Annotated in this window: 32 protein-coding genes, 16 tRNA genes, 2 rRNA genes and 1 pseudogene; 45 read left to right on the top strand and 6 right to left on the bottom strand. The window is 49.3% G+C overall.

What is annotated here, in order from left to right; genetic code table 11:
• Positions 1–60: 60 nt before the first annotated feature.
• A tRNA-Ala gene (locus QSJ10_RS12785) sits at positions 61–133 on the bottom strand.
• 69 nt (positions 134–202) lie between these two features.
• A complete protein-coding gene (locus QSJ10_RS12780; RefSeq protein WP_033016277.1) occupies positions 203–880 on the bottom strand; it encodes an MgtC/SapB family protein in 678 nt (225 codons plus the stop codon).
• Positions 881–941: 61 nt separating this feature from the next.
• On the opposite strand from QSJ10_RS12780, the gene QSJ10_RS12775 reads away from it, so the two are divergent.
• Positions 942–1,850: a DMT family transporter gene (locus QSJ10_RS12775; protein ID WP_033016276.1), complete on the top strand. Its 909-nt coding sequence runs from the start codon at positions 942–944 to the stop codon at positions 1,848–1,850.
• Here QSJ10_RS12775 and QSJ10_RS12770 read toward each other — a convergent pair.
• Positions 1,821–2,642, bottom strand: coding sequence for a protein-glutamine gamma-glutamyltransferase (locus QSJ10_RS12770; protein ID WP_033016352.1), 822 nt, complete (start codon positions 2,640–2,642; stop codon positions 1,821–1,823). The two genes, QSJ10_RS12775 and QSJ10_RS12770, sit on opposite strands and share 30 nt — an antisense overlap.
• 576 nt (positions 2,643–3,218) lie before the next feature.
• Between QSJ10_RS12770 and QSJ10_RS12765 the strand changes: the two genes are divergently transcribed.
• The 18 genes from QSJ10_RS12765 to QSJ10_RS12680 all read left to right on the top strand — a co-directional run bounded on the left by QSJ10_RS12765 (position 3,219) and on the right by QSJ10_RS12680 (position 10,007).
• Positions 3,219–4,777: ribosomal RNA gene (locus QSJ10_RS12765) — 16S ribosomal RNA — on the top strand.
• A gap of 270 nt (positions 4,778–5,047) precedes the next feature.
• Positions 5,048–5,176 carry a hypothetical protein gene (locus QSJ10_RS12760; RefSeq protein WP_268760377.1) on the top strand — a complete coding sequence of 43 codons (129 nt, stop codon included), beginning with the start codon at positions 5,048–5,050 and terminating at the stop codon, positions 5,174–5,176.
• A 23S ribosomal RNA gene (locus QSJ10_RS12755) occupies positions 5,171–8,098 on the top strand. Before QSJ10_RS12760 ends, QSJ10_RS12755 begins: the two co-directional genes overlap by 6 nt.
• Together the 16S and 23S rRNA genes with 15 tRNA genes alongside form the textbook arrangement of a ribosomal RNA operon.
• A gap of 130 nt (positions 8,099–8,228) precedes the next feature.
• Positions 8,229–8,303: transfer RNA gene (locus tag QSJ10_RS12750), tRNA-Asn, on the top strand.
• A 4-nt stretch (positions 8,304–8,307) separates the two neighbouring features.
• Positions 8,308–8,398, top strand: a tRNA-Ser gene (locus tag QSJ10_RS12745).
• A gap of 14 nt (positions 8,399–8,412) precedes the next feature.
• Positions 8,413–8,484: transfer RNA gene (locus QSJ10_RS12740), tRNA-Glu, on the top strand.
• Positions 8,485–8,493: 9 nt separating this feature from the next.
• A tRNA-Val gene (locus tag QSJ10_RS12735) sits at positions 8,494–8,569 on the top strand.
• A gap of 158 nt (positions 8,570–8,727) precedes the next feature.
• Positions 8,728–8,804 (top strand) — tRNA-Met (locus tag QSJ10_RS12730).
• Positions 8,805–8,808: 4 nt separating this feature from the next.
• Positions 8,809–8,884: transfer RNA gene (locus QSJ10_RS12725), tRNA-Asp, on the top strand.
• A gap of 142 nt (positions 8,885–9,026) precedes the next feature.
• Positions 9,027–9,102 (top strand) — tRNA-Phe (locus QSJ10_RS12720).
• 172 nt (positions 9,103–9,274) lie between these two features.
• Positions 9,275–9,350: transfer RNA gene (locus QSJ10_RS12715), tRNA-Thr, on the top strand.
• A 6-nt stretch (positions 9,351–9,356) separates the two neighbouring features.
• Positions 9,357–9,441: transfer RNA gene (locus QSJ10_RS12710), tRNA-Tyr, on the top strand.
• Between the two features lie 7 nt (positions 9,442–9,448).
• Positions 9,449–9,522, top strand: a tRNA-Trp gene (locus QSJ10_RS12705).
• A gap of 17 nt (positions 9,523–9,539) precedes the next feature.
• Positions 9,540–9,612: transfer RNA gene (locus tag QSJ10_RS12700), tRNA-His, on the top strand.
• A 16-nt stretch (positions 9,613–9,628) separates the two neighbouring features.
• A tRNA-Gln gene (locus QSJ10_RS12695) sits at positions 9,629–9,703 on the top strand.
• Positions 9,704–9,708: 5 nt separating this feature from the next.
• Positions 9,709–9,780, top strand: a tRNA-Gly gene (locus QSJ10_RS12690).
• A gap of 9 nt (positions 9,781–9,789) precedes the next feature.
• Positions 9,790–9,863, top strand: a tRNA-Cys gene (locus tag QSJ10_RS12685).
• Between the two features lie 61 nt (positions 9,864–9,924).
• A tRNA-Leu gene (locus QSJ10_RS12680) sits at positions 9,925–10,007 on the top strand.
• 135 nt (positions 10,008–10,142) lie between these two features.
• Here the strand turns inward: QSJ10_RS12680 and QSJ10_RS12675 are convergent.
• The 3 genes from QSJ10_RS12675 to QSJ10_RS12665 are packed head-to-tail and all read right to left on the bottom strand — an operon-like array spanning position 10,143 to position 12,241.
• On the bottom strand, positions 10,143–11,279 hold the full coding sequence (locus QSJ10_RS12675) for a tyrosine-type recombinase/integrase (RefSeq protein WP_053532637.1): 1,137 nt from the start codon (positions 11,277–11,279) through the stop codon (positions 10,143–10,145).
• A gap of 34 nt (positions 11,280–11,313) precedes the next feature.
• Positions 11,314–11,751: an ImmA/IrrE family metallo-endopeptidase gene (locus QSJ10_RS12670; protein WP_053532639.1), complete on the bottom strand. Its 438-nt coding sequence runs from the start codon at positions 11,749–11,751 to the stop codon at positions 11,314–11,316.
• A gap of 22 nt (positions 11,752–11,773) precedes the next feature.
• Positions 11,774–12,241: a helix-turn-helix domain-containing protein gene (locus QSJ10_RS12665; RefSeq protein ID WP_053532641.1), complete on the bottom strand. Its 468-nt coding sequence runs from the start codon at positions 12,239–12,241 to the stop codon at positions 11,774–11,776.
• 152 nt (positions 12,242–12,393) lie between these two features.
• On the opposite strand from QSJ10_RS12665, the gene QSJ10_RS12660 reads away from it, so the two are divergent.
• The 26 genes and pseudogenes from QSJ10_RS12660 (at position 12,394) to QSJ10_RS12535 (ending at position 24,553) form a co-directional block, all read left to right on the top strand.
• On the top strand, positions 12,394–12,645 hold the full coding sequence (locus QSJ10_RS12660; protein ID WP_230847135.1) for a helix-turn-helix transcriptional regulator: 252 nt from the start codon (positions 12,394–12,396) through the stop codon (positions 12,643–12,645).
• A complete protein-coding gene (locus tag QSJ10_RS12655; protein ID WP_053532643.1) occupies positions 12,642–12,908 on the top strand; it encodes a DUF771 domain-containing protein in 267 nt (88 codons plus the stop codon). Before QSJ10_RS12660 ends, QSJ10_RS12655 begins: the two co-directional genes overlap by 4 nt.
• Complete coding sequence (locus QSJ10_RS12650) at positions 12,880–13,155, top strand: hypothetical protein (protein ID WP_053532693.1); 276 nt, start codon at positions 12,880–12,882, stop codon at positions 13,153–13,155. The genes QSJ10_RS12655 and QSJ10_RS12650 overlap by 29 nt, the downstream gene beginning before the upstream one ends.
• A gap of 514 nt (positions 13,156–13,669) precedes the next feature.
• Positions 13,670–13,870 (top strand): hypothetical protein, encoded by a 201-nt coding sequence (locus tag QSJ10_RS12645; protein ID WP_053532645.1) that lies wholly within the window; start codon positions 13,670–13,672, stop codon positions 13,868–13,870.
• A 13-nt stretch (positions 13,871–13,883) separates the two neighbouring features.
• A complete protein-coding gene (locus QSJ10_RS12640; protein WP_044743749.1) occupies positions 13,884–14,360 on the top strand; it encodes a siphovirus Gp157 family protein in 477 nt (158 codons plus the stop codon).
• Complete coding sequence (locus tag QSJ10_RS12635) at positions 14,357–15,055, top strand: ERF family protein (RefSeq protein ID WP_044743748.1); 699 nt, start codon at positions 14,357–14,359, stop codon at positions 15,053–15,055. Before QSJ10_RS12640 ends, QSJ10_RS12635 begins: the two co-directional genes overlap by 4 nt.
• On the top strand, positions 15,052–15,207 hold the full coding sequence (locus tag QSJ10_RS12630; RefSeq protein ID WP_162839620.1) for a hypothetical protein: 156 nt from the start codon (positions 15,052–15,054) through the stop codon (positions 15,205–15,207). The genes QSJ10_RS12635 and QSJ10_RS12630 overlap by 4 nt, the downstream gene beginning before the upstream one ends.
• A gap of 19 nt (positions 15,208–15,226) precedes the next feature.
• A complete protein-coding gene (locus QSJ10_RS12625; protein ID WP_044743747.1) occupies positions 15,227–15,460 on the top strand; it encodes a hypothetical protein in 234 nt (77 codons plus the stop codon).
• Positions 15,457–16,302, top strand: a complete 846-nt coding sequence (locus QSJ10_RS12620) for a DnaD domain protein (protein WP_053532646.1) — start codon at positions 15,457–15,459, stop codon at positions 16,300–16,302. The genes QSJ10_RS12625 and QSJ10_RS12620 overlap by 4 nt, the downstream gene beginning before the upstream one ends.
• An 18-nt stretch (positions 16,303–16,320) precedes the next feature.
• A complete protein-coding gene (locus QSJ10_RS12615) occupies positions 16,321–16,584 on the top strand; it encodes a replicative helicase loader/inhibitor (RefSeq protein WP_053532647.1) in 264 nt (87 codons plus the stop codon).
• On the top strand, positions 16,581–17,831 hold the full coding sequence (locus QSJ10_RS12610) for a replicative DNA helicase (RefSeq protein WP_053532648.1): 1,251 nt from the start codon (positions 16,581–16,583) through the stop codon (positions 17,829–17,831). Before QSJ10_RS12615 ends, QSJ10_RS12610 begins: the two co-directional genes overlap by 4 nt.
• A gap of 94 nt (positions 17,832–17,925) precedes the next feature.
• Positions 17,926–18,264, top strand: coding sequence for a hypothetical protein (locus QSJ10_RS12605; RefSeq protein ID WP_227412621.1), 339 nt, complete (start codon positions 17,926–17,928; stop codon positions 18,262–18,264).
• 10 nt (positions 18,265–18,274) lie between these two features.
• Positions 18,275–18,466 (top strand): annotated as a pseudogene (locus QSJ10_RS12600) (hypothetical protein); the annotation flags it as partial.
• 78 nt (positions 18,467–18,544) lie between these two features.
• Positions 18,545–18,718 (top strand): hypothetical protein, encoded by a 174-nt coding sequence (locus QSJ10_RS12595; protein ID WP_230847142.1) that lies wholly within the window; start codon positions 18,545–18,547, stop codon positions 18,716–18,718.
• Between the two features lie 89 nt (positions 18,719–18,807).
• Positions 18,808–19,305, top strand: coding sequence for a single-stranded DNA-binding protein (gene ssb, locus QSJ10_RS12590; protein ID WP_053532650.1), 498 nt, complete (start codon positions 18,808–18,810; stop codon positions 19,303–19,305).
• A gap of 18 nt (positions 19,306–19,323) precedes the next feature.
• A complete protein-coding gene (locus QSJ10_RS12585; RefSeq protein ID WP_230847136.1) occupies positions 19,324–19,677 on the top strand; it encodes a hypothetical protein in 354 nt (117 codons plus the stop codon).
• 91 nt (positions 19,678–19,768) lie between these two features.
• The gene (locus QSJ10_RS12580; RefSeq protein ID WP_053532651.1) at positions 19,769–19,951 is read left to right on the top strand and encodes a hypothetical protein; all 183 of its coding nucleotides are present in this window, start codon (positions 19,769–19,771) and stop codon (positions 19,949–19,951) included.
• Positions 19,952–19,969: 18 nt separating this feature from the next.
• Positions 19,970–20,518, top strand: coding sequence for a dUTP diphosphatase (locus QSJ10_RS12575; RefSeq protein ID WP_053532652.1), 549 nt, complete (start codon positions 19,970–19,972; stop codon positions 20,516–20,518).
• A 13-nt stretch (positions 20,519–20,531) separates the two neighbouring features.
• The gene (locus QSJ10_RS12570) at positions 20,532–21,026 is read left to right on the top strand and encodes a RuvC family protein (protein WP_053532653.1); all 495 of its coding nucleotides are present in this window, start codon (positions 20,532–20,534) and stop codon (positions 21,024–21,026) included.
• Complete coding sequence (locus QSJ10_RS12565) at positions 21,023–21,268, top strand: DUF3310 domain-containing protein (RefSeq protein WP_008880437.1); 246 nt, start codon at positions 21,023–21,025, stop codon at positions 21,266–21,268. The genes QSJ10_RS12570 and QSJ10_RS12565 overlap by 4 nt, the downstream gene beginning before the upstream one ends.
• Entirely contained in the window at positions 21,249–21,671 is a 423-nt protein-coding gene (locus tag QSJ10_RS12560) for a hypothetical protein (protein WP_053532654.1), read from the top strand. The genes QSJ10_RS12565 and QSJ10_RS12560 overlap by 20 nt, the downstream gene beginning before the upstream one ends.
• A 13-nt stretch (positions 21,672–21,684) precedes the next feature.
• The gene (thyA, locus tag QSJ10_RS12555; protein WP_287136188.1) at positions 21,685–22,479 is read left to right on the top strand and encodes a thymidylate synthase; all 795 of its coding nucleotides are present in this window, start codon (positions 21,685–21,687) and stop codon (positions 22,477–22,479) included.
• Positions 22,480–22,493: 14 nt separating this feature from the next.
• Positions 22,494–22,922 (top strand): DUF722 domain-containing protein, encoded by a 429-nt coding sequence (locus QSJ10_RS12550; RefSeq protein ID WP_053532658.1) that lies wholly within the window; start codon positions 22,494–22,496, stop codon positions 22,920–22,922.
• On the top strand, positions 22,919–23,197 hold the full coding sequence (locus tag QSJ10_RS12545) for an ArpU family phage packaging/lysis transcriptional regulator (protein WP_053532659.1): 279 nt from the start codon (positions 22,919–22,921) through the stop codon (positions 23,195–23,197). The genes QSJ10_RS12550 and QSJ10_RS12545 overlap by 4 nt, the downstream gene beginning before the upstream one ends.
• A 191-nt stretch (positions 23,198–23,388) precedes the next feature.
• A complete protein-coding gene (locus tag QSJ10_RS12540) occupies positions 23,389–23,910 on the top strand; it encodes a Panacea domain-containing protein (RefSeq protein WP_053532660.1) in 522 nt (173 codons plus the stop codon).
• Complete coding sequence (locus QSJ10_RS12535) at positions 23,894–24,553, top strand: hypothetical protein (protein ID WP_053532661.1); 660 nt, start codon at positions 23,894–23,896, stop codon at positions 24,551–24,553. The genes QSJ10_RS12540 and QSJ10_RS12535 overlap by 17 nt, the downstream gene beginning before the upstream one ends.
• The last annotated feature ends 289 nt before the right edge of the window (positions 24,554–24,842 follow it).

Here is a 24,842-nt window from a genome sequence, read left to right as displayed (position 1 = left end):
TGATCCCCTCTCCGCGAAATCAGAAAACAAAAAACCCTTGCCACGCAAGGGTTTGACGGATGGAGCATACCGGGCTCGAACCGGTGACCTTCGCGCTGCCAGCACGACGCTCTCCCAACTGAGCTAATGCCCCAAACGGTATGGATCATCTGCCCATGTTCCATTATATATAGTTTGTCGGCTGTTTGCAATCCTTTTTTCATCAGCCGCTTTCAATATCGACATGGACGACGGCGTCGATGGAGCGAATGATGTAGTAAAGCTCGGCGGTCGAGCGCTTTTGGTCAATGACGGCTCTTAGTTTCAGCAAATGCTCATGTTCCTCAACGTCTTTAATGCGGATCGTTTTAATATTGATGCGCTGCTGTTTTAAATGGTCAATCACTTTGGTGATGTTTTTCGCCTCATCGACCGTAATTTGCAGCATCACCTCTTTTTCGCGCAGCTGCTTCGGTCCGAAAAAGTTGATTAAAAATGGAATGAGTTCGACGCTGACAATGAGCAGCGCCACACCGAACGCCGATTCCCAATAAAAGCCCGCGCCAACCGCCACGCCAATCCCTGCCGCCCCCCAAATGATCGCGGCGGTCGTCAGCCCGGTAATGCTGTCGTTGCCGCGGCGCAAAATGACGCCCGCTCCCAGGAACCCAACCCCGGATACGATTTGCGCGGCAAGGCGGAGCGGGTCCATTGTGATATGGTCTTTAAGAGGAAAGACGTACGCCGATTCGATCGAAACGATCGTAAGCAGGCAACTGGAAATGGAAATGACAAGGCACGTTTTCAAGCCGACCGGTTTTCGCTTCAATTCCCGTTCCAACCCGATAATCAGCCCGAGGATGGCGGAAATCCCTAATTTGAGGAACGGATCAAACATCATTTTTTCTCACCTCTTTCATGGTATAATGAATGTAAAAAAATGTTGGTGAGGAGATGGAAACATGAAGCCGCCAAGCATAGCGAAATCGTATGCTGCGTTATTGATCGGCGCGCTTGCTGTGTCGACATCGGCCATTTTCGTCAAATGGTCGGAGGCGCCGTCGGCCGTTATCGCGTTTTATCGGCTTTTTTTCGCGGTCGTCATCATGACGCCGTTTTTTCTTCGCCATATCCGCGAACTGAAGCGTATTTCCCGACGCGACTGGTGGTTTTCGATTTGTTCCGGCGTGCTGCTTGCGTTTCATTTTATTCTTTGGTTTGAATCGCTCGACTATACTTCCGTCGCCAGCTCGGTCGTGCTTGTGACGCTGCAGCCGCTGTTCGCCTTTGCGGGCGGGGCGCTCTTTTTCCGTGAGCGGCTGACGGCGGGCGCGCTCGCAAGCGCTGTTTTGGCGATTGCGGGAAGCGTCTTGATTAGCTGGGGCGATTTTCGCGTCAGCGGCGAAGCGCTCTATGGGGACATGTTGGCGTTGGTGGCGTGCGCGATGGTGACGGCGTACTGGCTGTTCGGCCAAGAAGTGCGCCAACGGTTGTCGCTCATGACGTATACATATATCGTCTATGGCATTAGTGCGGCGGTGTTGTGGCTGTACGCGATGCTGTTTCGCCTTTCGCTGGCGGCGTATCAGCTGACGGATTGGCTTTGTTTTCTCGCCCTTGCCGTCATTCCAACGCTGCTCGGCCATTCGGTGATGAACTGGGCCGTCAAATGGGTGAGCGCCTCGACGGTGTCGATGGCGATTTTGTTTGAACCGGTCGGCGCTTCGGCGTTGGCGTACTGGCTGCTCGATGAACCGATCCACCTGTTTCAATGGATCGGCGGCATTTTTATTTTAACAGGAATCGGGCTGTATTTGTGGGAGAAAAACGAAAAAGGCCCGCTAACGATACAAGAAAGCAGCGGACCCTAACGTCCCGGCGATCCATGGCAGACGGCCGAGCGGCAGGCGGAGTTCGTCGAAGCGGCGGGCGAATTGGGATAAATAAGCGAAGTTCATTTGTGTAATATGAGGAAGAAGATAGGCGGATTTCGTCGCCCACTGCTTCCGCCTCCGGTTGAGGGCGGCGATGATGCTGTCCGCTGTCTCGATGCCGATGCCGTGTCCGTAAAACAAGCCATCGCCCAAATAGATCGTGTTCTCCCCTTGCCATTGCGGCGTCAGCGGATCAACGTCCGGGTTTTTAAAATAAAGGCAGTCCCCGGGGAGAAAGTGTTCTCCCTTTTTCGTTTCGATACCGAGGTCTTTGTCCGTATGCCAGTCATACAGCAGCAAATGGGCAAACAAACGATTGAACGCCGACACGTCAATCCCTTCAAGCACCGCTTTATAAAAAACGATGACGATCGCCGTCGCGCACTCAAAGGCGTACAGTTCGCTGTTGACAAAAATATCATTGATGGCGTCCGATGGAAGAACGTCTGGCCGAAGCTGAAACCCCCCGCGCTCATCCCGCAGCCAGAACTGGCTGTTGCAGCGCGAAAAACGGAAAATGGCAAACTGCGCCCGGCTTTTCGCCAAGTCCACCGAGGCTTGAACGATCTGGCTGCGAAGCTTGATTTCAAACAGCAGTTGCTGTTCGTTCGGATACGTATATAGTTCAGGGGAAGACACAAGGGCGTGCAAAATGCGCTGTTCATTCGGCGGAAGCGAGGACGAGCCGGAAACGTGAAAACCGGACGGAGATGACAAGATGCGAATCAACGCCAAGATGCCTCCTTCAAGAAAGTAAAAATCAAGTAAGTGATGATAGATATATTATTGAAATGTATGCGCCCGCCGCTCCGCATATTCGTCGTCTTAGGCGGACAAGTTGCCAAGGCAGCGGGCGTCGTATTCCAATATGATATAAAGGAAGAAGGGGGCAGCAGCGTCGCAAAAAAAAATAAAAAAAGGTATTGCATTTTTGTTTTTGAGGTGATATATTAAATAGCGTCGCTGCTAGAACGAACAGTTCGGACGCGACGGACAAGAAAAACAGTTGACAACGAAAAGATGTTATGTTAGTATGAAGAAGCTGCTTGCGAGAGACAATGAGTTGATGAGGAAGTGAAATTCCTTGCATCCAAGCAGCGCGATCGTTCCTTGAAAACTGAATGAAACGAAGCGCGACGAAAAGCGGAGGTCCGCGGGTCGCCGCGACGGGCAAATGTTCTTCGCTTGCAAGGGTGCTTGCACCCGGAAGGCGAAGGTTATTTGACCCCCGAGCGGCGGCGGACCGAAGCTGGACAATACGAAAAGCGGAGGTCCGCATGGGCCGAAGCAAAAGTCAATCAACTTTCTTTGGAGAGTTTGATCCTGGCTCAGGACGAACGCTGGCGGCGTGCCTAATACATGCAAGTCGAGCGGACCGAACGAGGGCTTGCTCTTGTTTGGTCAGCGGCGGACGGGTGAGTAACACGTGGGCAACCTGCCCGCAAGACCGGGATAACTCCGGGAAACCGGAGCTAATACCGGATAACACCGAAGACCGCATGGTCTTCGGTTGAAAGGCGGCCTTTGGGCTGTCACTTGCGGATGGGCCCGCGGCGCATTAGCTAGTTGGTGAGGTAACGGCTCACCAAGGCGACGATGCGTAGCCGGCCTGAGAGGGTGACCGGCCACACTGGGACTGAGACACGGCCCAGACTCCTACGGGAGGCAGCAGTAGGGAATCTTCCGCAATGGGCGAAAGCCTGACGGAGCGACGCCGCGTGAGCGAAGAAGGCCTTCGGGTCGTAAAGCTCTGTTGTGAGGGACGAAGGAGCGCCGTTCGAAGAGGGCGGCGCGGTGACGGTACCTCACGAGAAAGCCCCGGCTAACTACGTGCCAGCAGCCGCGGTAATACGTAGGGGGCGAGCGTTGTCCGGAATTATTGGGCGTAAAGCGCGCGCAGGCGGTCTCTTAAGTCTGATGTGAAAGCCCACGGCTCAACCGTGGAGGGTCATTGGAAACTGGGGGACTTGAGGGCAGGAGAGGAGAGCGGAATTCCACGTGTAGCGGTGAAATGCGTAGAGATGTGGAGGAACACCAGTGGCGAAGGCGGCTCTCTGGCCTGCACCTGACGCTGAGGCGCGAAAGCGTGGGGAGCAAACAGGATTAGATACCCTGGTAGTCCACGCCGTAAACGATGAGTGCTAAGTGTTAGAGGGGTCACACCCTTTAGTGCTGCAGCTAACGCGATAAGCACTCCGCCTGGGGAGTACGGCCGCAAGGCTGAAACTCAAAGGAATTGACGGGGGCCCGCACAAGCGGTGGAGCATGTGGTTTAATTCGAAGCAACGCGAAGAACCTTACCAGGTCTTGACATCCCCTGACAACCCAAGAGATTGGGCGTTCCCCCTTCGGGGGGACAGGGTGACAGGTGGTGCATGGTTGTCGTCAGCTCGTGTCGTGAGATGTTGGGTTAAGTCCCGCAACGAGCGCAACCCTCGCCTCTAGTTGCCAGCATTCAGTTGGGCACTCTAGAGGGACTGCCGGCGACAAGTCGGAGGAAGGTGGGGATGACGTCAAATCATCATGCCCCTTATGACCTGGGCTACACACGTGCTACAATGGGCGGTACAAAGGGCTGCGAACCCGCGAGGGGGAGCGAATCCCAAAAAGCCGCTCTCAGTTCGGATTGCAGGCTGCAACTCGCCTGCATGAAGCCGGAATCGCTAGTAATCGCGGATCAGCATGCCGCGGTGAATACGTTCCCGGGCCTTGTACACACCGCCCGTCACACCACGAGAGCTTGCAACACCCGAAGTCGGTGAGGTAACCCGCAAGGGAGCCAGCCGCCGAAGGTGGGGCAAGTGATTGGGGTGAAGTCGTAACAAGGTAGCCGTACCGGAAGGTGCGGCTGGATCACCTCCTTTCTAAGGACGAAAAGCGGAAGCGCCGCGTTCGGCTCTCGAAGCCAAATGTTCTTCACCCGGAGGGGTGCTGGCACCCCGAGGGGGAAGGTTATTTGGCAGAAGAGAGCCAGGCGCTGGAGCTAGACAAGACGAAAAGTGGAGGCCGCAATGGCCAACTGTCGATACACAGCGCTTTCGTTTCGTTCAGTTTTGAGGGAACGAGTCATGTTTTCTCAATGACAAAAATCGTTCCTTGAAAACTAGATAACCGGAAAAGCGGAGGCTCGCGGGTTGCCGCGATGGGCAAATGCTCTTCGCCTGCAAGGGTGCTTGCACCCGGAAGGCGAAGGTTATTTGACCCCGAGCGGCGGCGAGCCGACGCTAGACAATAAGGAAGAAGCCGAGAGCGCTGTAGGTTAAGCTAGAAAGGGCGCACGGTGGATGCCTTGGCACTAGGAGCCGATGAAGGACGGGGCAAACGCCGAAACGCTCCGGGGAGCTGTAAGCAAGCGTTGATCCGGAGATGTCCGAATGGGGGAACCCACTGTCCGTAATGGGGCAGTATCCATGCCTGAATCCATAGGGCATGGAGGGCACACCCGGGGAACTGAAACATCTTAGTACCCGGAGGAGAAGAAAGCAAACGCGATTCCCTGAGTAGCGGCGAGCGAAACGGGAACAGCCCAAACCAAGAGGCGTGCCTCTTGGGGTTGTAGGACCGCTCATTGTGGGAGTGAGAAAGGAACGGGGTAGACGAACCGGTCTGGAACGGCCGGCCAGAGAAGGTGACAGCCCTGTAGTCGAAACTTCGTTCCCTCCCGAGCGGATCCTGAGTACGGCGGGACACGGGAAATCCCGTCGGAAGCAGGGAGGACCATCTCCCAAGGCTAAATACTCCCTAGTGACCGATAGTGCACCAGTACCGTGAGGGAAAGGTGAAAAGCACCCCGGAAGGGGAGTGAAAGAGAACCTGAAACCGTGTGCCTACAAGTAGTCAGAGCGCGTTCATGCGTGATGGCGTGCCTTTTGTAGAATGAACCGGCGAGTGACGATGGCGTGCGAGGTTAAGCCGAAGAGGCGGAGCCGCAGCGAAAGCGAGTCTGAACAGGGCGAAAAGTACGTCGTCGTCGACCCGAAACCAGGTGATCTACCCATGTCCAGGGTGAAGGCCGGGTAACACCGGCTGGAGGCCCGAACCCACGCACGTTGAAAAGTGCGGGGATGAGGTGTGGGTAGGGGTGAAATGCCAATCGAACTTGGAGATAGCTGGTTCTCCCCGAAATAGCTTTAGGGCTAGCCTCGGGATGGAGAGTGTTGGAGGTAGAGCACTGATTGGGCTAGGGGCCCTCATCGGGTTACCGAACCCAGTCAAACTCCGAATGCCAACGACTTATGCCCGGGAGTCAGACTGCGAGTGATAAGATCCGTGGTCGAGAGGGAAACAGCCCAGATCGCCAGCTAAGGCCCCAAAGTGCACGTTCAGTGGAAAAGGATGTGGAGTTGCAAAGACAACCAGGATGTTGGCTTAGAAGCAGCCACCATTTAAAGAGTGCGTAATAGCTCACTGGTCGAGTGACTCTGCGCCGAAAATGTACCGGGGCTAAACGTGCCGCCGAAGCTGCGGGATGACCGTTGGTCATCGGTAGGGGAGCGTTCTAAGGGCGTTGAAGCCAGACCGGAAGGACTGGTGGAGCGCTTAGAAGTGAGAATGCCGGTATGAGTAGCGAAAACAGAGGTGAGAATCCTCTGCGCCGAAAGCCTAAGGGTTCCTGAGGAAGGTTCGTCCGCTCAGGGTTAGTCGGGACCTAAGCCGAGGCCGAAAGGCGTAGGTGATGGACAACAGGTTGAGATTCCTGTACCACCTCCTTCCCGTTTGAGCGATGGGGGGACGCAGGAGGATAGGGCGAGCAGGCGGCTGGAAGAGCCTGTCCAAGCCGCAAGGCTGATCCGTAGGCAAATCCGCGGATTGTAAGGCCAAGCGGTGATGGCGACGGAGTCATCCGGAAGTCCCCGATTTCACACTGCCAAGAAAAGCCTCTAGCGAGGGAAGAGGTGCCCGTACCGCAAACCGACACAGGTAGGCGAGGAGAGAATCCTAAGGCGCGCGGGAGAACTCTCGTTAAGGAACTCGGCAAAATGACCCCGTAACTTCGGGAGAAGGGGTGCTCGTTTGGGTGAAGAGCCCGAACGAGCCGCAGTGAAAAGGCCCAAGCGACTGTTTATCAAAAACACAGGTCTCTGCGAAGCCGAAAGGCGACGTATAGGGGCTGACACCTGCCCGGTGCTGGAAGGTTAAGGGGAGCGCTTAGCGGAAGCGAAGGTGCGAACCGAAGCCCCAGTAAACGGCGGCCGTAACTATAACGGTCCTAAGGTAGCGAAATTCCTTGTCGGGTAAGTTCCGACCCGCACGAAAGGTGTAACGACTTGGGCGCTGTCTCAACGAGAGACCCGGTGAAATTATACTACCTGTGAAGATGCAGGTTACCCGCGACAGGACGGAAAGACCCCGTGGAGCTTTACTGCAGCCTGATATGGAATTTTGGTATCGCTTGTACAGGATAGGTGGGAGCCTGGGAAGCCGGAGCGCCAGCTTCGGTGGAGGCGGCGGTGGGATACCACCCTGGCGGTATTGAAATTCTAACCCGCACCCCTTATCGGGGTGGGAGACAGTGTCAGGCGGGCAGTTTGACTGGGGCGGTCGCCTCCCAAAAGGTAACGGAGGCGCCCAAAGGTTCCCTCAGAATGGTTGGAAATCATTCGGAGAGTGCAAAGGCACAAGGGAGCTTGACTGCGAGACGGACAGGTCGAGCAGGGACGAAAGTCGGGCTTAGTGATCCGGTGGTTCCGCATGGAAGGGCCATCGCTCAACGGATAAAAGCTACCCCGGGGATAACAGGCTGATCTCCCCCAAGAGTCCACATCGACGGGGAGGTTTGGCACCTCGATGTCGGCTCATCGCATCCTGGGGCTGTAGTCGGTCCCAAGGGTTGGGCTGTTCGCCCATTAAAGCGGTACGCGAGCTGGGTTCAGAACGTCGTGAGACAGTTCGGTCCCTATCCGTCGCGGGCGCAGGAAATTTGAGAGGAGCTGTCCTTAGTACGAGAGGACCGGGATGGACGCACCGCTGGTGTACCAGTTGTCCCGCCAGGGGCACCGCTGGGTAGCTATGTGCGGACGGGATAAGCGCTGAAAGCATCTAAGCGTGAAGCCCCCCTCAAGATGAGATTTCCCACCGCGTCAGGCGGGTAAGATCCCTCGAAGATGACGAGGTCGATAGGTCCGAGGTGGAAGCGTGGCGACACGTGGAGCTGACGGATACTAATCGATCGAGGGCTTAACCAAGAAAAGCGGAGGCGAGCGGTTCGCCCCCGGCTTCTTCCCAAAACGGTTATCTAGTTTTGAAGGAATGAAAAAAAGTCCTTGACAGCTCAACGCGAATCATTATAATAATAAATGTCTAAAGTGATGTCATTCCGCAGTAGCTCAGTGGTAGAGCAATCGGCTGTTAACCGATTGGTCGCAGGTTCGAATCCTGCCTGCGGAGCCATCGTGGAGAGCTGTCCGAGTGGTCGAAGGAGCACGATTGGAAATCGTGTAGGCGTGAATAGCGCCTCAAGGGTTCGAATCCCTTGCTCTCCGCCATGATTCATCAACATGGCCCGTTGGTCAAGTGGTTAAGACACCGCCCTTTCACGGCGGTAACACGGGTTCGAATCCCGTACGGGTCACTTCTTCGTGGAGGATTAGCTCAGCTGGGAGAGCACTTGCCTTACAAGCAAGGGGTCGGCGGTTCGATCCCGTCATCCTCCACCATTTTCAATCGTTGTGGAGTGGAGCGACGAGCCTTTGCTTCATCGAATTCACTTCGAGTTGCCTCGACGCATCTGGCATCTTTGAATCAGCTTGTAGAGGAAGAGGTAACGGATAACAACGCTAAGAACATTGTGCAAATTAATTTACTTTCCTATCGTCGCGGGGTGGAGCAGTCCGGTAGCTCGTCGGGCTCATAACCCGAAGGTCGCAGGTTCAAATCCTGCCCCCGCAACCAAATTGGTCCCGTAGTGTAGTGGTTAACATGCCTGCCTGTCACGCAGGAGATCGCGGGTTCGAGTCCCGTCGGGACCGCCATTGTTCAAAAATTAGGAAAATCATGATGGCTTGGCAGCCTACTCGGCAGAGGCGAGTTGCCTCGACGCATCCAGCATCTTCGAATTAGCTCGAAGAGGAAGAGGCACAATCCAGGACAAGCAAACAGCATAAAACCTAATACGGCTCGGTAGCTCAGTCGGTAGAGCAAAGGACTGAAAATCCTTGTGTCGGCGGTTCGATTCCGTCCCGAGCCACCATATAACATAATGTGCATCATATGTATGCCAACTTAGCTCAATTGGTAGAGACGAGCATCCACTTCATCGAATCGGCTGCGAGTTGTCCCGACGCATCCAGCTTCTTCGAGTTGGCTGGTAGAGGAAGGGACACAACAAATGAACAATGAGCCGCGATTTATATCATAATTATGCCGACTTAGCTCAATTGGTAGAGCAACTGAATCGTAATCAGTAGGTTGCGGGTTCAAGTCCTGCAGTCGGCACCATTCCTTGGAGGGGTAGCGAAGTGGCTAAACGCGGCGGACTGTAAATCCGCTCCCTTTGGGTTCGGCGGTTCGAATCCGTCCCCCTCCACCATGATTGAAGGGGCATAGTTTAATGGTAGAACAGAGGTCTCCAAAACCTCCGGTGTGGGTTCGATTCCTACTGCCCCTGCCATTTTGATTATCATTATGGCGACTATGGCGAAGTGGTTAACGCACCAGATTGTGGCTCTGGCATGCGTGGGTTCGATTCCCACTAGTCGCCCTTCACTTTTCGGCGTTGGGGTATAGCCAAGCGGTAAGGCAACGGACTTTGACTCCGTGATGCGTTGGTTCGAATCCAGCTACCCCAGCCAATGACGCGGAAGTAGTTCAGTGGTAGAACACCACCTTGCCAAGGTGGGGGTCGCGGGTTCGAGTCCCGTCTTCCGCTCTCGATCAAGGCGGCATAGCCAAGTGGTAAGGCAGAGGTCTGCAAAACCTTTACCCCCGGTTCGAATCCGGGTGCCGCCTCCATCTAATGAATATAAAAAGTGTTGACAGACATGAAGTAATGTGATAAAATAATGCATGTCGCGCCGATGTGGCGGAATTGGCAGACGCGCACGACTCAAAATCGTGTGGGCTTTGCCCGTGTGGGTTCGACTCCCACCATCGGCATCCTTGGAATTCGATAGCCCACGGCCAAAAGTCGTGGAAGCCTTGATACGACCGCGTTTGCGGTCGTTTTTCATTTTCAGGAAATCCCGAAAAAAACGATAGAATCCGAAAAAATTTTGCACGAATTTTGCACGGCTATTTTGCATGATATAGATCATCCATGATTTGATCGAGGAGCATATTTTCCGCTTGTTCCAGCTCGTCCAAAATGTGCGAGTAGGTCTGCAATGTGATCCCTATATCCTTATGGCCAAGACGCTTTGAGATATATTTGATGTTCGCTTTCCGGTATAACAGCATCGAAGCGTGCGTATGTCTCAAGGAATGCATCGTCACCTCTTTTAAACCAAGTTTTCTACACAGCGTTTTTAGTGTTTTGTTAACAGCGTTATTGGACACTAACTCCATCTTCGTGTTCACAAAAACAAGATTTTTCTCGTTCCTCAATCCGGTTTTCATGGCCACCTCATTCTGTGCTTTCCGCAGTTCTTTCAATATTTTGCAGGTGTCTTCATCGATCTTTATGGTTCGCTTCGATGAATAGGTTTTCGTATCTGCAAAATCATTCGTAAATTTATAATCCCAAGTCTTGTTGATCGTCACCATTCTGTTTTTGAAATCAATGCAGTCCCATGTGAGCCCTAATATTTCCGAAAAACGTGCACCAGTCGCCAATGCAAAGAGAATGATATATCGCGAAATATATTTCGGGCGCATATCTTTTTTGATTTCAGCAATTAATTGTTTCGCCTCTTGATAATTTAAATATTTCAGTTCCTCGTCTTTCCCTTTTTTCTTCCCTTTCACCACCACTTTATAGGTAGGGTCGCGAATGATAACTCCTTCTTCGATAGCAGCTTTAATGCATTCCTTGATGTAAGTATGACGTTTTTTGACGGTTTCAGTCGTTCTCGTTTCCGCTATTTCATTAATAAACTTTTGGTACATATCCCTTGTGAGTTCTTTCATCTTTACGCCTGCAAAGTATTCCTCGACTAGCTGAACGGAGTATTCTACATTTTTATCATGCTCTGGACTGTGTTTCCCCTTTTTGTACAGCTCGAACCAATTCCGCATATATTCAGGGAAAAGCTGATCCCCAGCATTGATGTCGTATCCTTTGTGTAGCTGTTTCTCCAATTCAGCGGCCGCAAGCTCCGCCTCCTTTTTGGTGCGAAAACCGCCTTTCGTTTTCGTTTTGTATTTCCCATTCTCCTTATAAGACACACGATAACGCCAGCGGCCGTTTTTCATTTTTTGAATGCTTGCCACGTCATCTCCCTCCCTGTGAGAATGTATGTTTGGTTCAGTGGTCAAAATTTTTTAGATGCACCACCTCCTTGGGAATTCCGTACGTTTTAGCGGCCTCATAAATGGTCATATCGGTATTTCGATATGTATAAAGACAATCATCTGGAAGAAGCAATTCCACTGCAAACTCATTCGCTTCTCGCTCCACCTTGTCCATGCAGAAAAGCGTGTTTTTTCGCAAAAATGACGTACTGAGTTCGGGATGCAGAACCGCATGTCCCAGCTCGTGTGCGCAAACGAAGCGTTTCATAGGCTCGTCCAACTCATCATTGATATGAATGATCTGAATCCGGCGGAACGTATGATGATACCCGTAGATTTTGCCTAGCGGCTCAAACAACAGCACAATGCCTTTCTGCGATGCGATCTCAAAGGGGTTGTTCGTGCTGTGCTTTCGGATCAGTTTCTCTACAATCTGTTTGATCTTCGCCATAGCAAACCCCCCATAGAGACGGTTACTCTTTACGATATTTTTTAGGTGTGAATTTTTGTTTTGCGATACGCTTGGCGAGGCGGAGCGAGTTCTCTAAAGATGCAATCAGCAGTTCCCGATCTTCTTCGTCAAGTTCGTCGATGTCCATCCCTCCAAAAGACGCAAAGCCGCTCCCTGTTTTAAGTCCCCTAATCAGCTTTTCTAATTCTTTTTGTATATCGCGCTCGTCCCTCTCCGTCAAGTTAGGGAGATGTTCTTTAGTATCGTCAGAGATGTATCCAGCGGCTTGCATAAGGTCTTCATAGGAATGCCCTAGGGCTTCAGACAATTTTTTGATTGTCTCTGGTTTAGGAACCCCTCTTAATCCATTTTCAATACGTGATATTTGGGCAGAACTTACCCCCGAATATAAAGATAATTGGTTAATGGTATATCCTTTTTTCTCGCGCAATTGTCTAATATAACTCCCGAACTGTTTTGCTCTAGTCATGACCAACCCACCTTTGCCAAATGGTAATACCTAAATTAATATTACCATTTGGCAAAGAAGAGATAAAGACTTTTTTGAAATAAATATTGCCAAAAGGTAATATTTGTGGTATATTATAATTACCAAAAGGGAACGGAACGGGGGGTGTCAATGTGCGAGTAAAGATTAAGCACGAAAAATTAAGGGAATATATGAGGCGGAATAATTGGAGCGAGAAAGATTTGGCTGAAAAAATGGGTGTCTCCTATGTAACAGTATACAGAGTGCTTAGAAAGAAAAGGGAGCCGGGGAACGAATTCATAGCGAAACTGTTAAATGTTTTGAAAGGGGCTACTTTCGAAGAGCTCTTTTATTTAGATGATGTTGTTACCAAAAGGGAACAAAGGGGCGGGGAAATGAAATGAGCAAGGTCTGGTGGTCGATGCAGGATCTAAAAGAGCGCACCGGCTACAGCGAGGATTGGCTGAAGGAGAACATTCTCCTGCATCCTCGCTATCGGGAAATGCTCGACATTGAAAACGGCGGGTTTGTGTACTACCCGGAACGGAAAGGAGAACGTTGGTGCTTCATCGCATCGAAGATGGAGGAATTTCTTCAAAAGCATTTTCGAGACATCTTTTTGAAAAAGGGGGATACTCATGCAAATCAAAAACATCTCGCTAGATAAATTGCCTAGTGGCGTCAGAGAAGTAGCGGATCGGGCGATGGCGGAATGGAAAGTCAGAAATGTTTTTCGAGTCACTGAATTGGATTTTGGTGACGGGCGCGTGTACTACGAGATCGGCGCGATTAGCGCTAGCTTCATACTAGAGCTGAGCGTCAGCGAACTGGGAGTTGAACACGTCAACCGCATCGGAGTGGATACGGTTCGCGAAGCGATCAAAGCGAATCCAGAAAGATTCAGTCTAAGGTAGCAAAGAGGGTCGATCGTCTTCTTTGCTATCGCCCCCCATTGTAACAAACCTTTTGCTTAGTGTCTATCATCAGACGCAGGATGTTGTCCTGTTTTACTGAATTGCCTCGTGTTTTTGGCCAAAGGTTGTCCTGTCTCCTGCGTCTGAATATGGGCATTAAGGGAAAGGAGGTGATTTGTTGCGGCATGATGACAAAACAAAAGCGCGTATCCGCATAGGCGAGCTTCTGAACATATGCCGCAAATGTCCGTATGGAGGCCATCGCAACGGCAGTCGATATGTACAACAATGCGAAACGTGCGATGTCTACGAAGAAATGCGGGCGCTTGGGGATTGGCTCATTAAGGCTAATAGACGCCCGAAAAATCTAAGTAAGAGATGGACAGATAAAGAGCTGAGGATACTGATCGAAAATGTTCATTTGACAGACAAAGAACTCGCGATGATGTTAAATCGTACGATACTCGCAATTAGAAACCAAATAGGACGTCTAAAAAGAAAGGGGCTGTTATGAATGGCTGTGGAAAATCCGATGACACTTAACGTGAAATGGGAAGAGCCGAGAGTGATTGGAGAATGCGCTGGATGCTTATCTGACATTGTCGAGGGCGAAGGATACATTGAGTTCCCGGACGGCCTTCTCGTACATTATGACCGCTCTTGCGCGATGACGTTTTGTTTAGAATACGGCGAATTGAAGCATTACGACCTGTAAAGGGGGGACGATCATGAAGCTGTACGAACTAGCAGCCAACTATGTTGAGCTGATGAATATGGCTGACGAGATGGATTCAGAAGCAATAGTGGATACGTTAGAGGCCATACGCGATGAGATCGAACTCAAAGCTGAGAACATCGCGAAGCTGATTCGGAATCTCGAAGCGGATGCCCGAGCGATTCGGGAGGAAGAGAAACGGCTGAATGAAAAGCGGACGGCTATTGAAAATAAGGTGAAACGACTAAAAGCGTATCTATTCGAGCAGTTGGAACATGCGGGAATTCAAAGAATTAAGCGACCGACCATCACGGTATACATTCAAGACAATCCACCATCTGTGGATGTTGTGGATATGTCAGTGATCCCCGAGGAGTTTTTGAAGCATAAAGTCGAGGTAGACAAAAAAAGCATCTTGGAGCGGATCAAAAGCGGCGAACAAATTCCAGGCGTTGAACTAAAACGAGAAAAAGGAGTGAGAATTCGATGACGAAAGCAGCCGAACAACCGAAACCGCTCAATATCTATCAGAAGCTCGTTGAAATTCGAAAAACGGTCGATGTGTTCGTAAAAGATTCGCAGGGTTACGGCTATCGCTATGTATCCGGCACGCAGGTGCTGAAAAAGATTCGAGAAAAAATGGACGAATTGGGCGTGTTGCTCGTCCCAATCGTCCTCAATCAAACTCACTCTACTTTTAATTATACCGTATGGGACAGAGAAAATAAACGCGAACGGCCAAAAACAGACTTTGTTGTCACTGGCGACATGAAATATGTATGGATCAACGCTGACGATCCGAGCGATCGAGTCGAAATCCCGTGGCAGTACATGGGACAACAGGACGACATTTCAAAAGCATTTGGAAGTGCTTTGACGTACACGGAACGATACTTTCTCATGAAGTTTTTCAGTGTGCCGACTGATGAGGATGATCCTGATGCGAGAGATACGAAGGAAAAGCAAAATGGGCAACTTGACAAAAACGGGAAAAACAAAAAAGCGAGCGAAAACCAATTGAAATACATCGACGCGTTAATTTCCCGAAGGGTAACCGCTGATTGGACGAAAGAAAGGCTGTACGAAAAGCTGAAAGAAACGATGGGCGTTGACAAAGAACCGTCTGAATGGACTGTCGAAGAGGCGAGCAAAGCCATCTCGATCATAACGGGGCGGTTCGAATGAAAACATGGTTGAAGCGGTTCGGGGAAGCGTATTATCGCTTCCTTGAAACCGATGAGGATACAGACGCGATTTTGAGAGAAACAAAGCTGGGTTGGGTTCCCTACGCCGTTTCTGGCGCGATTCTCGCTTTGATTCTTATAGGGAATCATTGAAACTCGGAGATGAGACCGATTGGCCACAAGAAAGAAGAAAGAGAAGGTTCAAAAGGCATTTAAAGAGGGGCTCGAATATCGAGTAGCCTTGCCGTTTTGCTATACGTGGATGGCAAGAACGGAAAAGGAATATGAAGCGTATGCGAGTGGATATATCCGAATCGTTCATCCCGAATTCAAAGTGATCGAAGTAGATAAGGAAAAACAAGTGGTCGTTTGCATCAAAGAAAGGCCAGAGGGGGATTCGAAATGAGCAAACTTCTTCTTGACGAAAAGCCGCTCGTGATATTGCCATCATTGGCTAAAGAAATCGGGCTAAACGAGGCGATCATCTTACAGCAGTTGCATTACTGGCTACAAGAGAGCAACAACGAACGCGATGGACATAGATGGGTTTACAACACATACGAAGATTGGCAGAAGCAATTTCCGTTTTGGTCGATTAGGACAATTAGAAGAGTGATCAAAAATCTGGAAAATCAGGGGATTATCATATCAGACTATTTGAATTCGATGAAGATTGATAAAACGAAATGGTATCGAATTGATTATGAACGGCTAGAAGAAATTGTCTCGAAAGAAAACGATATGCGGCCAGACCATGTGGCCAAAATGGCCAGTCGAGATGGCCAAAATGGCCACATCCATATGGCCAAAATGGTCACACCAATAACCAGAGAATACACAGAGAATACAACAGATATAAAAGATGATGATAAGGCCAAGGCAGTTAGTGACCTATCGGAAGAAACGACAGAGAAAGAACAAGAAATCAAATGCAATCCTGTTGCCGAATTCGAGAAAGCGTTTGGCTACTTACCGCCTCATATCTTGCAACAGGAGTTTGAACAAATGATTGAAAGCGGACAGTTCCAAGAGCCGGAAGCGATCATCGTCGAAGCGATCCGTTTGGCGCGGAAACAGATGCCGCGCAATCCAGCGCGATACATTTCTAGCATTCTACGAAACTTCGAATTCATGGGGTTGTTCACTCTTGAGGATGTGAAAGAGTATAACGAGATGTTCGAGCAAAAGAGGAAACAGGCGCCGCGCCGCCGGCAATCGCCGACCGAAATCAACTGGGACGAACTCTAGCCAGAGGGGAGAACCGGCATGACAAGAGAGCAAGTGAAACACGTCATGAAGCTCATTTCCTTTGTCTACTCGAATTTTGAGGTGTCAAAGGAGAAAGTAGACATTTGGTACGACTTGTTGGCGGACGAACCGTTCGACTTGGTGCTGTCCAACGCAAAGCGACATGTGAAGGAAAAGGCGTATCCTCCTACCATCGCTGAACTCTGCCACAGAGAGGAACGACCTGCCTACTATAAACTGTATGTTCACAACGTGAACGCCGGAGAGGATTGGACACAATGAGCGTTGAGGCAGAAAAAGCAGTGTTGGGGACATTTCTAGAATGTCCCTACCTGCTCAAAGAAACGATTCTGACCGAAGCGCATTTCAGCGATCCGAAGCACCGGAAGCTGTTCGCCGCCATGAAGCGGATCGCACAGCAGGGAGACGAACCGGATATTGTGACGCTTTCCACGACAGAAGATGTGGCTGACTTTGGTGGCATCTCCTACCTCAATGAAGTATCCGCCTTTGCAAACGAAACGAAATTCGACCAATACGAAACGTTGGTTCTCGACGAATGGAAAGAACGTGAGAAGCGGCGGATTCTCGTTATGGCGGCGCAGGAAAATTGGAGCGTCGAAAAGATCACGACCGCGCTGACCCGTTTAAACGAGGGGAGAACCACCGACCATCACGACATCAACGATTTGTTGCAAGAGGTAGCCGAAGCGCCGTGGGCGCCGGCCGAGCGAAAAATGGGGGCGCCATCGGGAATTAGCGAGCTTGACAAGATGCTAAATGGGTTCAATGATAGCGATTCGATCATTTTGGCAGCGCGACCGTCCATGGGGAAAACCGATTTCATGATTCATTTCGCGAAAAATGCCGGGTGGAGTGGATACTTGCCTATCGTGTTTTCGCTTGAAATGGCGGCCGACAAAATCCGCGACCGGCTCATCGGTTCGATTGGCGGCTTTAATCGAATGAAATTGCGAAATCCGTACCATGACTTGTCAGAAGAGCAGAAACGCATGTGGATCGAAGTCATTGGGAAGGCATCCGAAACGCGCATGCAAATCTTTGACGGCGCCGGACAGAGCATCGCGGACATTCGCTCGAAGATCAGAAAGGCCATCAATCGATTTCCGGACAGGAAGCCTGTCGTGTTCATTGATTATCTCACATTGATACGGCCGGAACGATATTACGGTGGAAACATGCATTTGCAAGTCACCGAGATTTCCAGAGCGATCAAGGAGACGGCCAAAGAGTTCAGTTGCCCGATCATCACGCTGGCGCAACTGTCGCGTGATGTAGAGAAACGAAGCGACAAGCGGCCGCTGATGTCGGACATTCGAGAGTCGGGAAGCATTGAACAGGACGCGGACGTGGTCATCTTCTTGTATCGCGACAGCTACTATAATGCCGATGCCGACCCTCGCGTCGCAGAAATCATTGTAGCAAAGAATCGGAACGGGGCGGTGGGGACGGTTCAGGTTTCATATAACCGGAACACGGGAGTGATTCAAGATTTATACCGTCCATGAGCTGATGAAAGAAGCCATTCGGGATGAAGCCGCTTCTCTCATCTATACACTGCACTACTTTTTGTCCACGAAGCGATTGCGGCGCGACAGCACGATGGATGAACTCGAAGAGGCGATGGAAAACGCCACAGAAGAAGACAAACGCGCCATCGCGCGCCTTGTAGAAGAAAACCCTTTGAAGGTGCGCGAAATTCGAGTGTTTTCATTGAAGATTAGGCAGGGGCGATTCGCCTTTGTATTTGCCGCAAACAGCGAAGAAGCCAAGTCGTTTATTCGGCACAAATACGGCATAGAACCGAAAAACTGTTTTCAATATCCGCTAGATTTCCCGATGTCGATTGGCAATCGCTTCACGACGTTTCGAGAGATGGCAAGGGCAAAGAATTCGTTCCCGTCGCTCGCAGGATTTTATCAAAAGGAGGTGAGGGAGTGAGTTTCAAGGAATGTCGAGCCGTTCCCAAGAAAGTGCCGGAGAAGCGGAGAAAACGGAAAGCACCTTCGACAAAAACGAGGGGAAGCATCAGCAAAACCGAGTACAACCGCATGATCGAAGCATTTGGCTGTCATTGTGTGTATGCGGCGATCCACGAATCGAGGCTCACCATGTCCGTTTCCGCTCCCAAGGCGGCAGGGGGAAGTGGAGAAACCTTGCTCCCTTATGCCGCCGATGCCATCAGGCCGTACACCAAAACCGAGCGTTGGCGGAAAGGCTGATGGCGATGAGGGAAGACATGTTCGGGAAGTGGTATTGGGCGGACGAATACGACTTGTACGAAAGAGGGCTCATTAAAGAGCCGACAAAAGAGAAGTTCGAAGCATTCATGAGGAGCGAAGAAAATGAAGAAATGGTACGTCATCGTACAGGAAAAGAAGTCGGCGGATGGTGAGCGTTTAATTAGAATCAAAACCACAGAAAGCCGGCCGAAAAAATTCACTTATGTTGTGTTTGCCGAGAAATAGAAAGCGAGGGATTGACATGATTAACCGCGTCATTTTGACAGGACGGCTGACGGACGATCCGCAGTTTCGATATACGCCAAGCGGAGTGGCTGTTGTCACATTCACACTGGCCGTTACCCGTCCGTTTGCGAATCAAAACGGGGTGAGGGAGGTTGATTTCATTCGTTGCGTCGCGTGGCGAAAACAGGCGGAGAACATCGCAAACTATTTGGGAAAAGGAAGCATGGTTGGGATCGACGGGCGATTGGAAACGGGCAGCTATGAACGAAACGGACGGAGGACGTATTATACGCAGGTCGTGGTGGATATGGCGACATTCTTGGAGTCGCGCAACGCTTCGAATTCGGGCGAGAAGCAGAAAGGGAATAGGGAGACATCCAAACAGGAGAAAAACGCCTCTAGGAGGGCGAGAGAAGCGTTTATGAAGCCACCAGATGGACAGGGATGGTTTAATGATCCTTTTGCTGATAACGGGGAGCCGATCGAAATGAACGATGACGATTTGCCGTTTTGACGAAAGGGATGGTAGAGGGTGAAGGAAACGGATAAAAAGTGGTTCGATGGTGAAACGTCGATAGAACCGGGAGATTGGGTGTATTGTGTCAGCGTAAATAGCGCGTATTGTGGATGGTTGGGTTACGTCGAATGGGTTAGACCGCCCGCGGCGATGGTTCGATTCACACTTGACCACGATGAAAAACCAGTCCGGAGAAGAAAACAAATGTTGCTCCGGCAATTGGCGCTTGTGGATCAATGGGAACTGACGAGGGAGAACATCGACGACATGGTGAACATCGCATTGGACACGAGCGATCAAGAATGGTTCGAACAACTGATAACAATGAGAAACGAGAAAGAAAGGGAGGAACAAAAATGGAGAAAGTGAATAAGCGAATGCGGCCAGTCGATTTGTTTGAATTGGAACTTATCGCTCTTGTGGAAAGCCGATTTGATATTGATTGATGGAGGGAACGAAAATGGGTTCACTCTACCGCTATTTTCAAAAATCAGAAGTCGAAAGGGAGATGAAGAGGTACAACGCGATCCAGCAGTTGCGGCAAATGGGGATCAATGAATTTAAAGGGCAGCGAATAGACGAATTCGATTACGAGGAACTGAAATGGATTTTGGCAGTTGAGCGAGTGAAGCGGGATGAATAATCGAGGGGGAAAAGAAGCATGGAACTACGTGAACTTTTTGAGGTACAAGGAGAATTGGATGCGCATATTGAGAAGATTCACCCACGCGCGGAAGGCGAAAAACGGTTGGAAGAAAAGATTTTGGCGTTGCAAACGGAGCTTGGGGAGATCGCAAACGAATGGCGGAAATTCAAGTTTTGGTCGAATGATCGCAAGCCAAGAACTGACCAACTTCTTGAGGAATATGTCGATGGATTGCATTTTGTCCTTTCTATCGGTCTTGAGGAATCGGAACGCTACGAACAATTGGTGCCAATTCGACTAGGCCTGCCGGATGAACTGACGTCGATTTGCTATGAAACGACGATTCAGCAATTCAATTATCTATTCTTTGAAATCGGGCGCCTATACGACAGCGTAACGCTCCATGAAGTTACAACAGATACCGAAGTCGGGGAAGCCTATGAAAATATCGTTCGTATGTTCATCGGGTTAGGAGAAAAACTAGGATTTTCGGAAGAGCAAATTGTCGATGCGTACAGAAAGAAGAACCGAGTTAATCATGAGCGCCAAAAATATGGATATTAAACGAGGTGCGCCTATGAGATTCGTTGGCATTGACCCGTCTTTACACACGGGATTGGTCATCTTAAGTGGTCAGGGAAAAATCATTGAAGCGAAAGAGATTTCGAAAGACGGAAGCGATCCTGAACGTATGAATGCGTTGATCCAAGAGGTCACTTATTATGTTCAGCCGGATGACTTTGTAGCGATCGAAGGATTCGGGTATGCGAGTCAGCGTGGATTCCTTTTAGGCGGCATCGGATGGGGGATGCGAATGGAGCTGTACAGACGGGGCATTCCATATATCGATGTCGCCCCGTCCCTTTTGAAGAAGTTTGCCGGAGCAAGAGGAAATGCAAATAAAGAGAAGGTTGTGCTTGAGGTGTATAAACGATGGGGATTTGAAAGCGACTCGAATAACGTTGTGGACGCGTTCATATTGGCGCAAATCGCGAGGGCAGCCAAAACGGAAACGAAGCTCATTCAAGCACAGAAGGAAGTATTGAATAAACTTTTGAAAGAGAGGGAATGAAGTTGCCAAAACAAGAAGACGTACGCCCCGACTATTACAAGGTAGGGGGCATCGAACCTATCGATTATATGAAGGCGAAAATGACGCCTGAACAGTTCGAAGGATTTTGTTTGGGGAACGTATATAAATACACAGGACGTTATCTCTACAAGGGAGGATTGACGGATTTAAAAAAAGCGAGATATTACCTTGAGCGTTTGATCGAAACAAAGGAGGAGCGCGATGAACGAAGCGACGGATAAGGAGTTTGAGACATACACGCGGCTACACAACCGATATATCGAACAGATCCGATTTTACGAGGAACGCATGGACGAACTGACACCGTATGAGTTATCACGGATGGAATATCTCTATACAAAACTTGAGCAAGTGGCGTGGCAAATTGCCGGTTGGTACAAGAAACGCGCCAAATACCATGAGGGGATGGCAGAGATTGCACAAGGCCAACACTATCGAAAGGAGCGCGAAAAGTCATCAGCGACTGACGCCCAACATTACAGTCGGATCGCGAAGGGAACACAGTTGAAAATCGCTGGACAGTATGAAGGGGATTTCATCACATGGCGCGGGATCGCCGGAACGTACGAGCGAGCCGCGAATGCGATTAAGGACATGATTAAATCTATAACCATGGAAGAGTAGAGGCGGATGAATTATGAAGCAGTATTTGGACTTGTTGCGCGATATTCTTGAAAACGGTATTGAAAGGGAAGATCGGACGGGAACGGGAACGATTTCTGTGTTCGGCCGCCAGTTGCGTTTCGACTTGCAAAAAGGCTTTCCGTTGTTGACGACGAAAAAACTTCACATTCGCTCGATCATCTATGAACTATTGTGGTTTTTGCGCGGTGATACGAATATTCGCTTCTTAAACGAGAATGGAGTGACCATTTGGGATGAATGGGCGGACGAAAACGGCGATCTCGGCCCGATTTACGGCGCGCAATGGCGCTCGTGGAAGGGAGCAGACGGGAAAACCATCGACCAGATCGCATGGGTTGTCGAAGAGATCAAACGAAATCCGCATTCACGCCGGCTGCTGGTGAGCGCTTGGAATGTAGCGGAATTGGACGAGATGAAGCTGCCGCCGTGCCATTACGCCTTCCAGTTTTACGTGGCCAACGGCCGGCTGTCGTGCATGTGGCAACAGCGTTCTGTCGATACATTTCTAGGATTGCCGTTTAACATCGCGAGCTATGCCCTACTGACACATATGGTTGCCCAACAGTGTGATTTGGAAGTAGGCGAGCTTATCTTTTCCGGAGGGGATGTTCATTTGTATAAAAACCATGTGGAGCAGGCGAAGTTGCAATTGACGCGCGAACCGCGACCGCTTCCCAAACTTATCATCAAGAGAAAACCGGATTCGATTTTTGACTATCGCTATGAAGATTTTGAGTTTATCGGATACGATCCGCATCCGGCGATTAAAGCCCCGATTTCTGTATAAAAGGAGGGCATCTCATGACCGCTGTAAAAATCGAAAAAGGCGTTGCTCAATATATTGAACATAATCTCTATTACTATTTCGAATATGTGCGCGACATTCAACGCTTAAAGAAAGATATTCTGTTCGGTCGGGTGAGTTACGATGAGAATGTCGGTGGAGGGCGTGGCAATCTCCCTTCGCGGCCAACTGAACGACGGACAATTGAACTGATTACCCATAGGCGCTTGGAGCGTTTGGAGCAGATCGTTCACGCAATTCAAACGGTATACAGGTCGCTTTCACCAGAGAAACAAAAAGCGGTACAGTTGAAGTATTGGTCGGGAAAATCGTATACGTGGGAGCAAGTTGCTAGGGAGATCGGGGTGAGTGTGCGGCAATTGTACAGATGGAGAGATCAAATTATTTATGACATTGCGAAATTGTTGGGAGAGGCCAATTCATGAGATTGGCTGAAGATGCGGCGATCAGGAGGATGGATTTCGGAAAGGAATGCGATGAATACATGAAAAAGTTCACGGAAAGGCGAACTGGGATGACAAAACTGGAACGCGAGCTGATCGTGAAGCGGTATATGAGCATAGAGGAACCACGCGACTACGATGTCTACAATGAAGCGGGAATTAGTGAATCGACGTTTTATCGCGTGAGGGAGAAGGCGTTTTATAAATTGGCGTTTGCTTTGCGAATTGAAGTGTACAAGGAAGAGGCACCTGTTTAGGTGTCTTTTTGTTTGTCGTGATTTGTCGAATTAAACCAAAAGGACTATTATTTTGTTTGGAGAAGAAGTTTATTATAAAATATAATCGTTTTTTACATGTGCTAACCGTCCTTTTCGTGAATAAGTTTGTATAAAACATCAAAATGTGGAAATAACTTTGGGATGTACATACCACGAAAGGAGGTAGGCACATGGCGAAGATTTATTATTTAAGGGGGAAGATGGGGAATATGATGGCAACTGTTGAAGTTGAAACGGTTACAAACGTATATGACGTTGCCAAAACCTTTCTTACATTTGAACCCATGACTCATAAAAAGCTACAAAAGCTGTGCTACTATGCTTATTCGTGGTATTTAACGTTGTACGGCAAAAGATTGTTTAACAATCGTATTGAAGCATGGGTACATGGGCCAGTTTGTCCGGATTTGTATCATGAATATAAACACTATGGTTGGCAAGAAATTGAAACGGTTAACGAATTACCAAAATCTATTGCAGAAAACCCGGATGTTTATGAGTTTATTAAAGAGGTTTTCGAGTCTTATGGGCACTTGAACGGGGATGAATTAGAATACTTAACTCATATGGAAGAACCTTGGAAAGAGGCTAGGGGAAATCTTGGAGAGTTAGAACCTTGTACTGAAAAAATCAAAGATGAGGTAATAATCAGATTTTATCGCAAGGTGTTGGAGGATGAGCAGAAAGACTAATAAAAAAGAAAAGGAGTCAAAAAGAACCCGTTCAATTCCTAAGGCAGAATTGCCAAATAATATTAAAATCCCAAACAGGACGATCTTCCCTCAAAGGTCACAAGAAGAGATTGAGCGACTAAGAAAGGAGAAGATCGTTTTCTCTTTTAGGTTTTTAGATACTAAACATGAAGCATTTAATTGCGGCGGAATTAGCGATGGATGGTTTCTTCACCTTTTTGATAATTTAACAGAGATTTCAAAATTGACAATGAGCGAGTTTGAACAACAAAGACGCCATTATGATTTACATAGACATGATTTTGGCAAAACTGCACATCACTACAAAGAAAGCATCCCAGAGCATGTTCTGGAACAAGTATCTCCAGAGAATATGATACAGTTTAGGCTATCTAGGTCAGGTGGCAGGGTTCATGGAATTAGATACCATAATATTATTTATATTATTTGGTTGGATCCACATCACAACATGTATCCTGATGAAAGATATGGTCCACCTAAACGTTACCCTGCTCCGTTAAGACCGTATGAAGAACTCGAGCGGGAGATAGAGAAGCTTCAGAAGCAACTGGAAGAAAAGGAACAGGAAAACAAAATGTTGTTTGATATGATGGCTGAAATGGAGGAAAAGAAAAGTTCATAAAAATGACAGAAAACTGAAAGAAAACTGAAGGAAAATCCATCCTTTGTTGAAATGAACCGGCGAAATGCGAAGGGCGATAAAACGTCAAAAACATGTCAGTTTTGGCACGTTTTTTTGTGATAAAATGATATTGAACAAATGAATACCCTCTACCATATGTACGTATGAGTGAAGCAGACTAACCGAGAAGAGCCCAACAAATCCCTTCCCCGAAAAGAAGCTGTCGCTGATTGAGCGGCGGCTTCTTTTATTAAACATGAAGAAAATGCTGTAAGACCGCTTCGTAAAG

It is taken from the genome of Geobacillus stearothermophilus ATCC 12980, from assembly GCF_030369615.1.
Classification (GTDB): domain Bacteria; phylum Bacillota; class Bacilli; order Bacillales; family Anoxybacillaceae; genus Geobacillus; species Geobacillus stearothermophilus.
The sequence above is the reverse complement of the archived record's forward strand: the minus strand, read 5'-3'. Positions and strand labels throughout refer to the sequence as shown.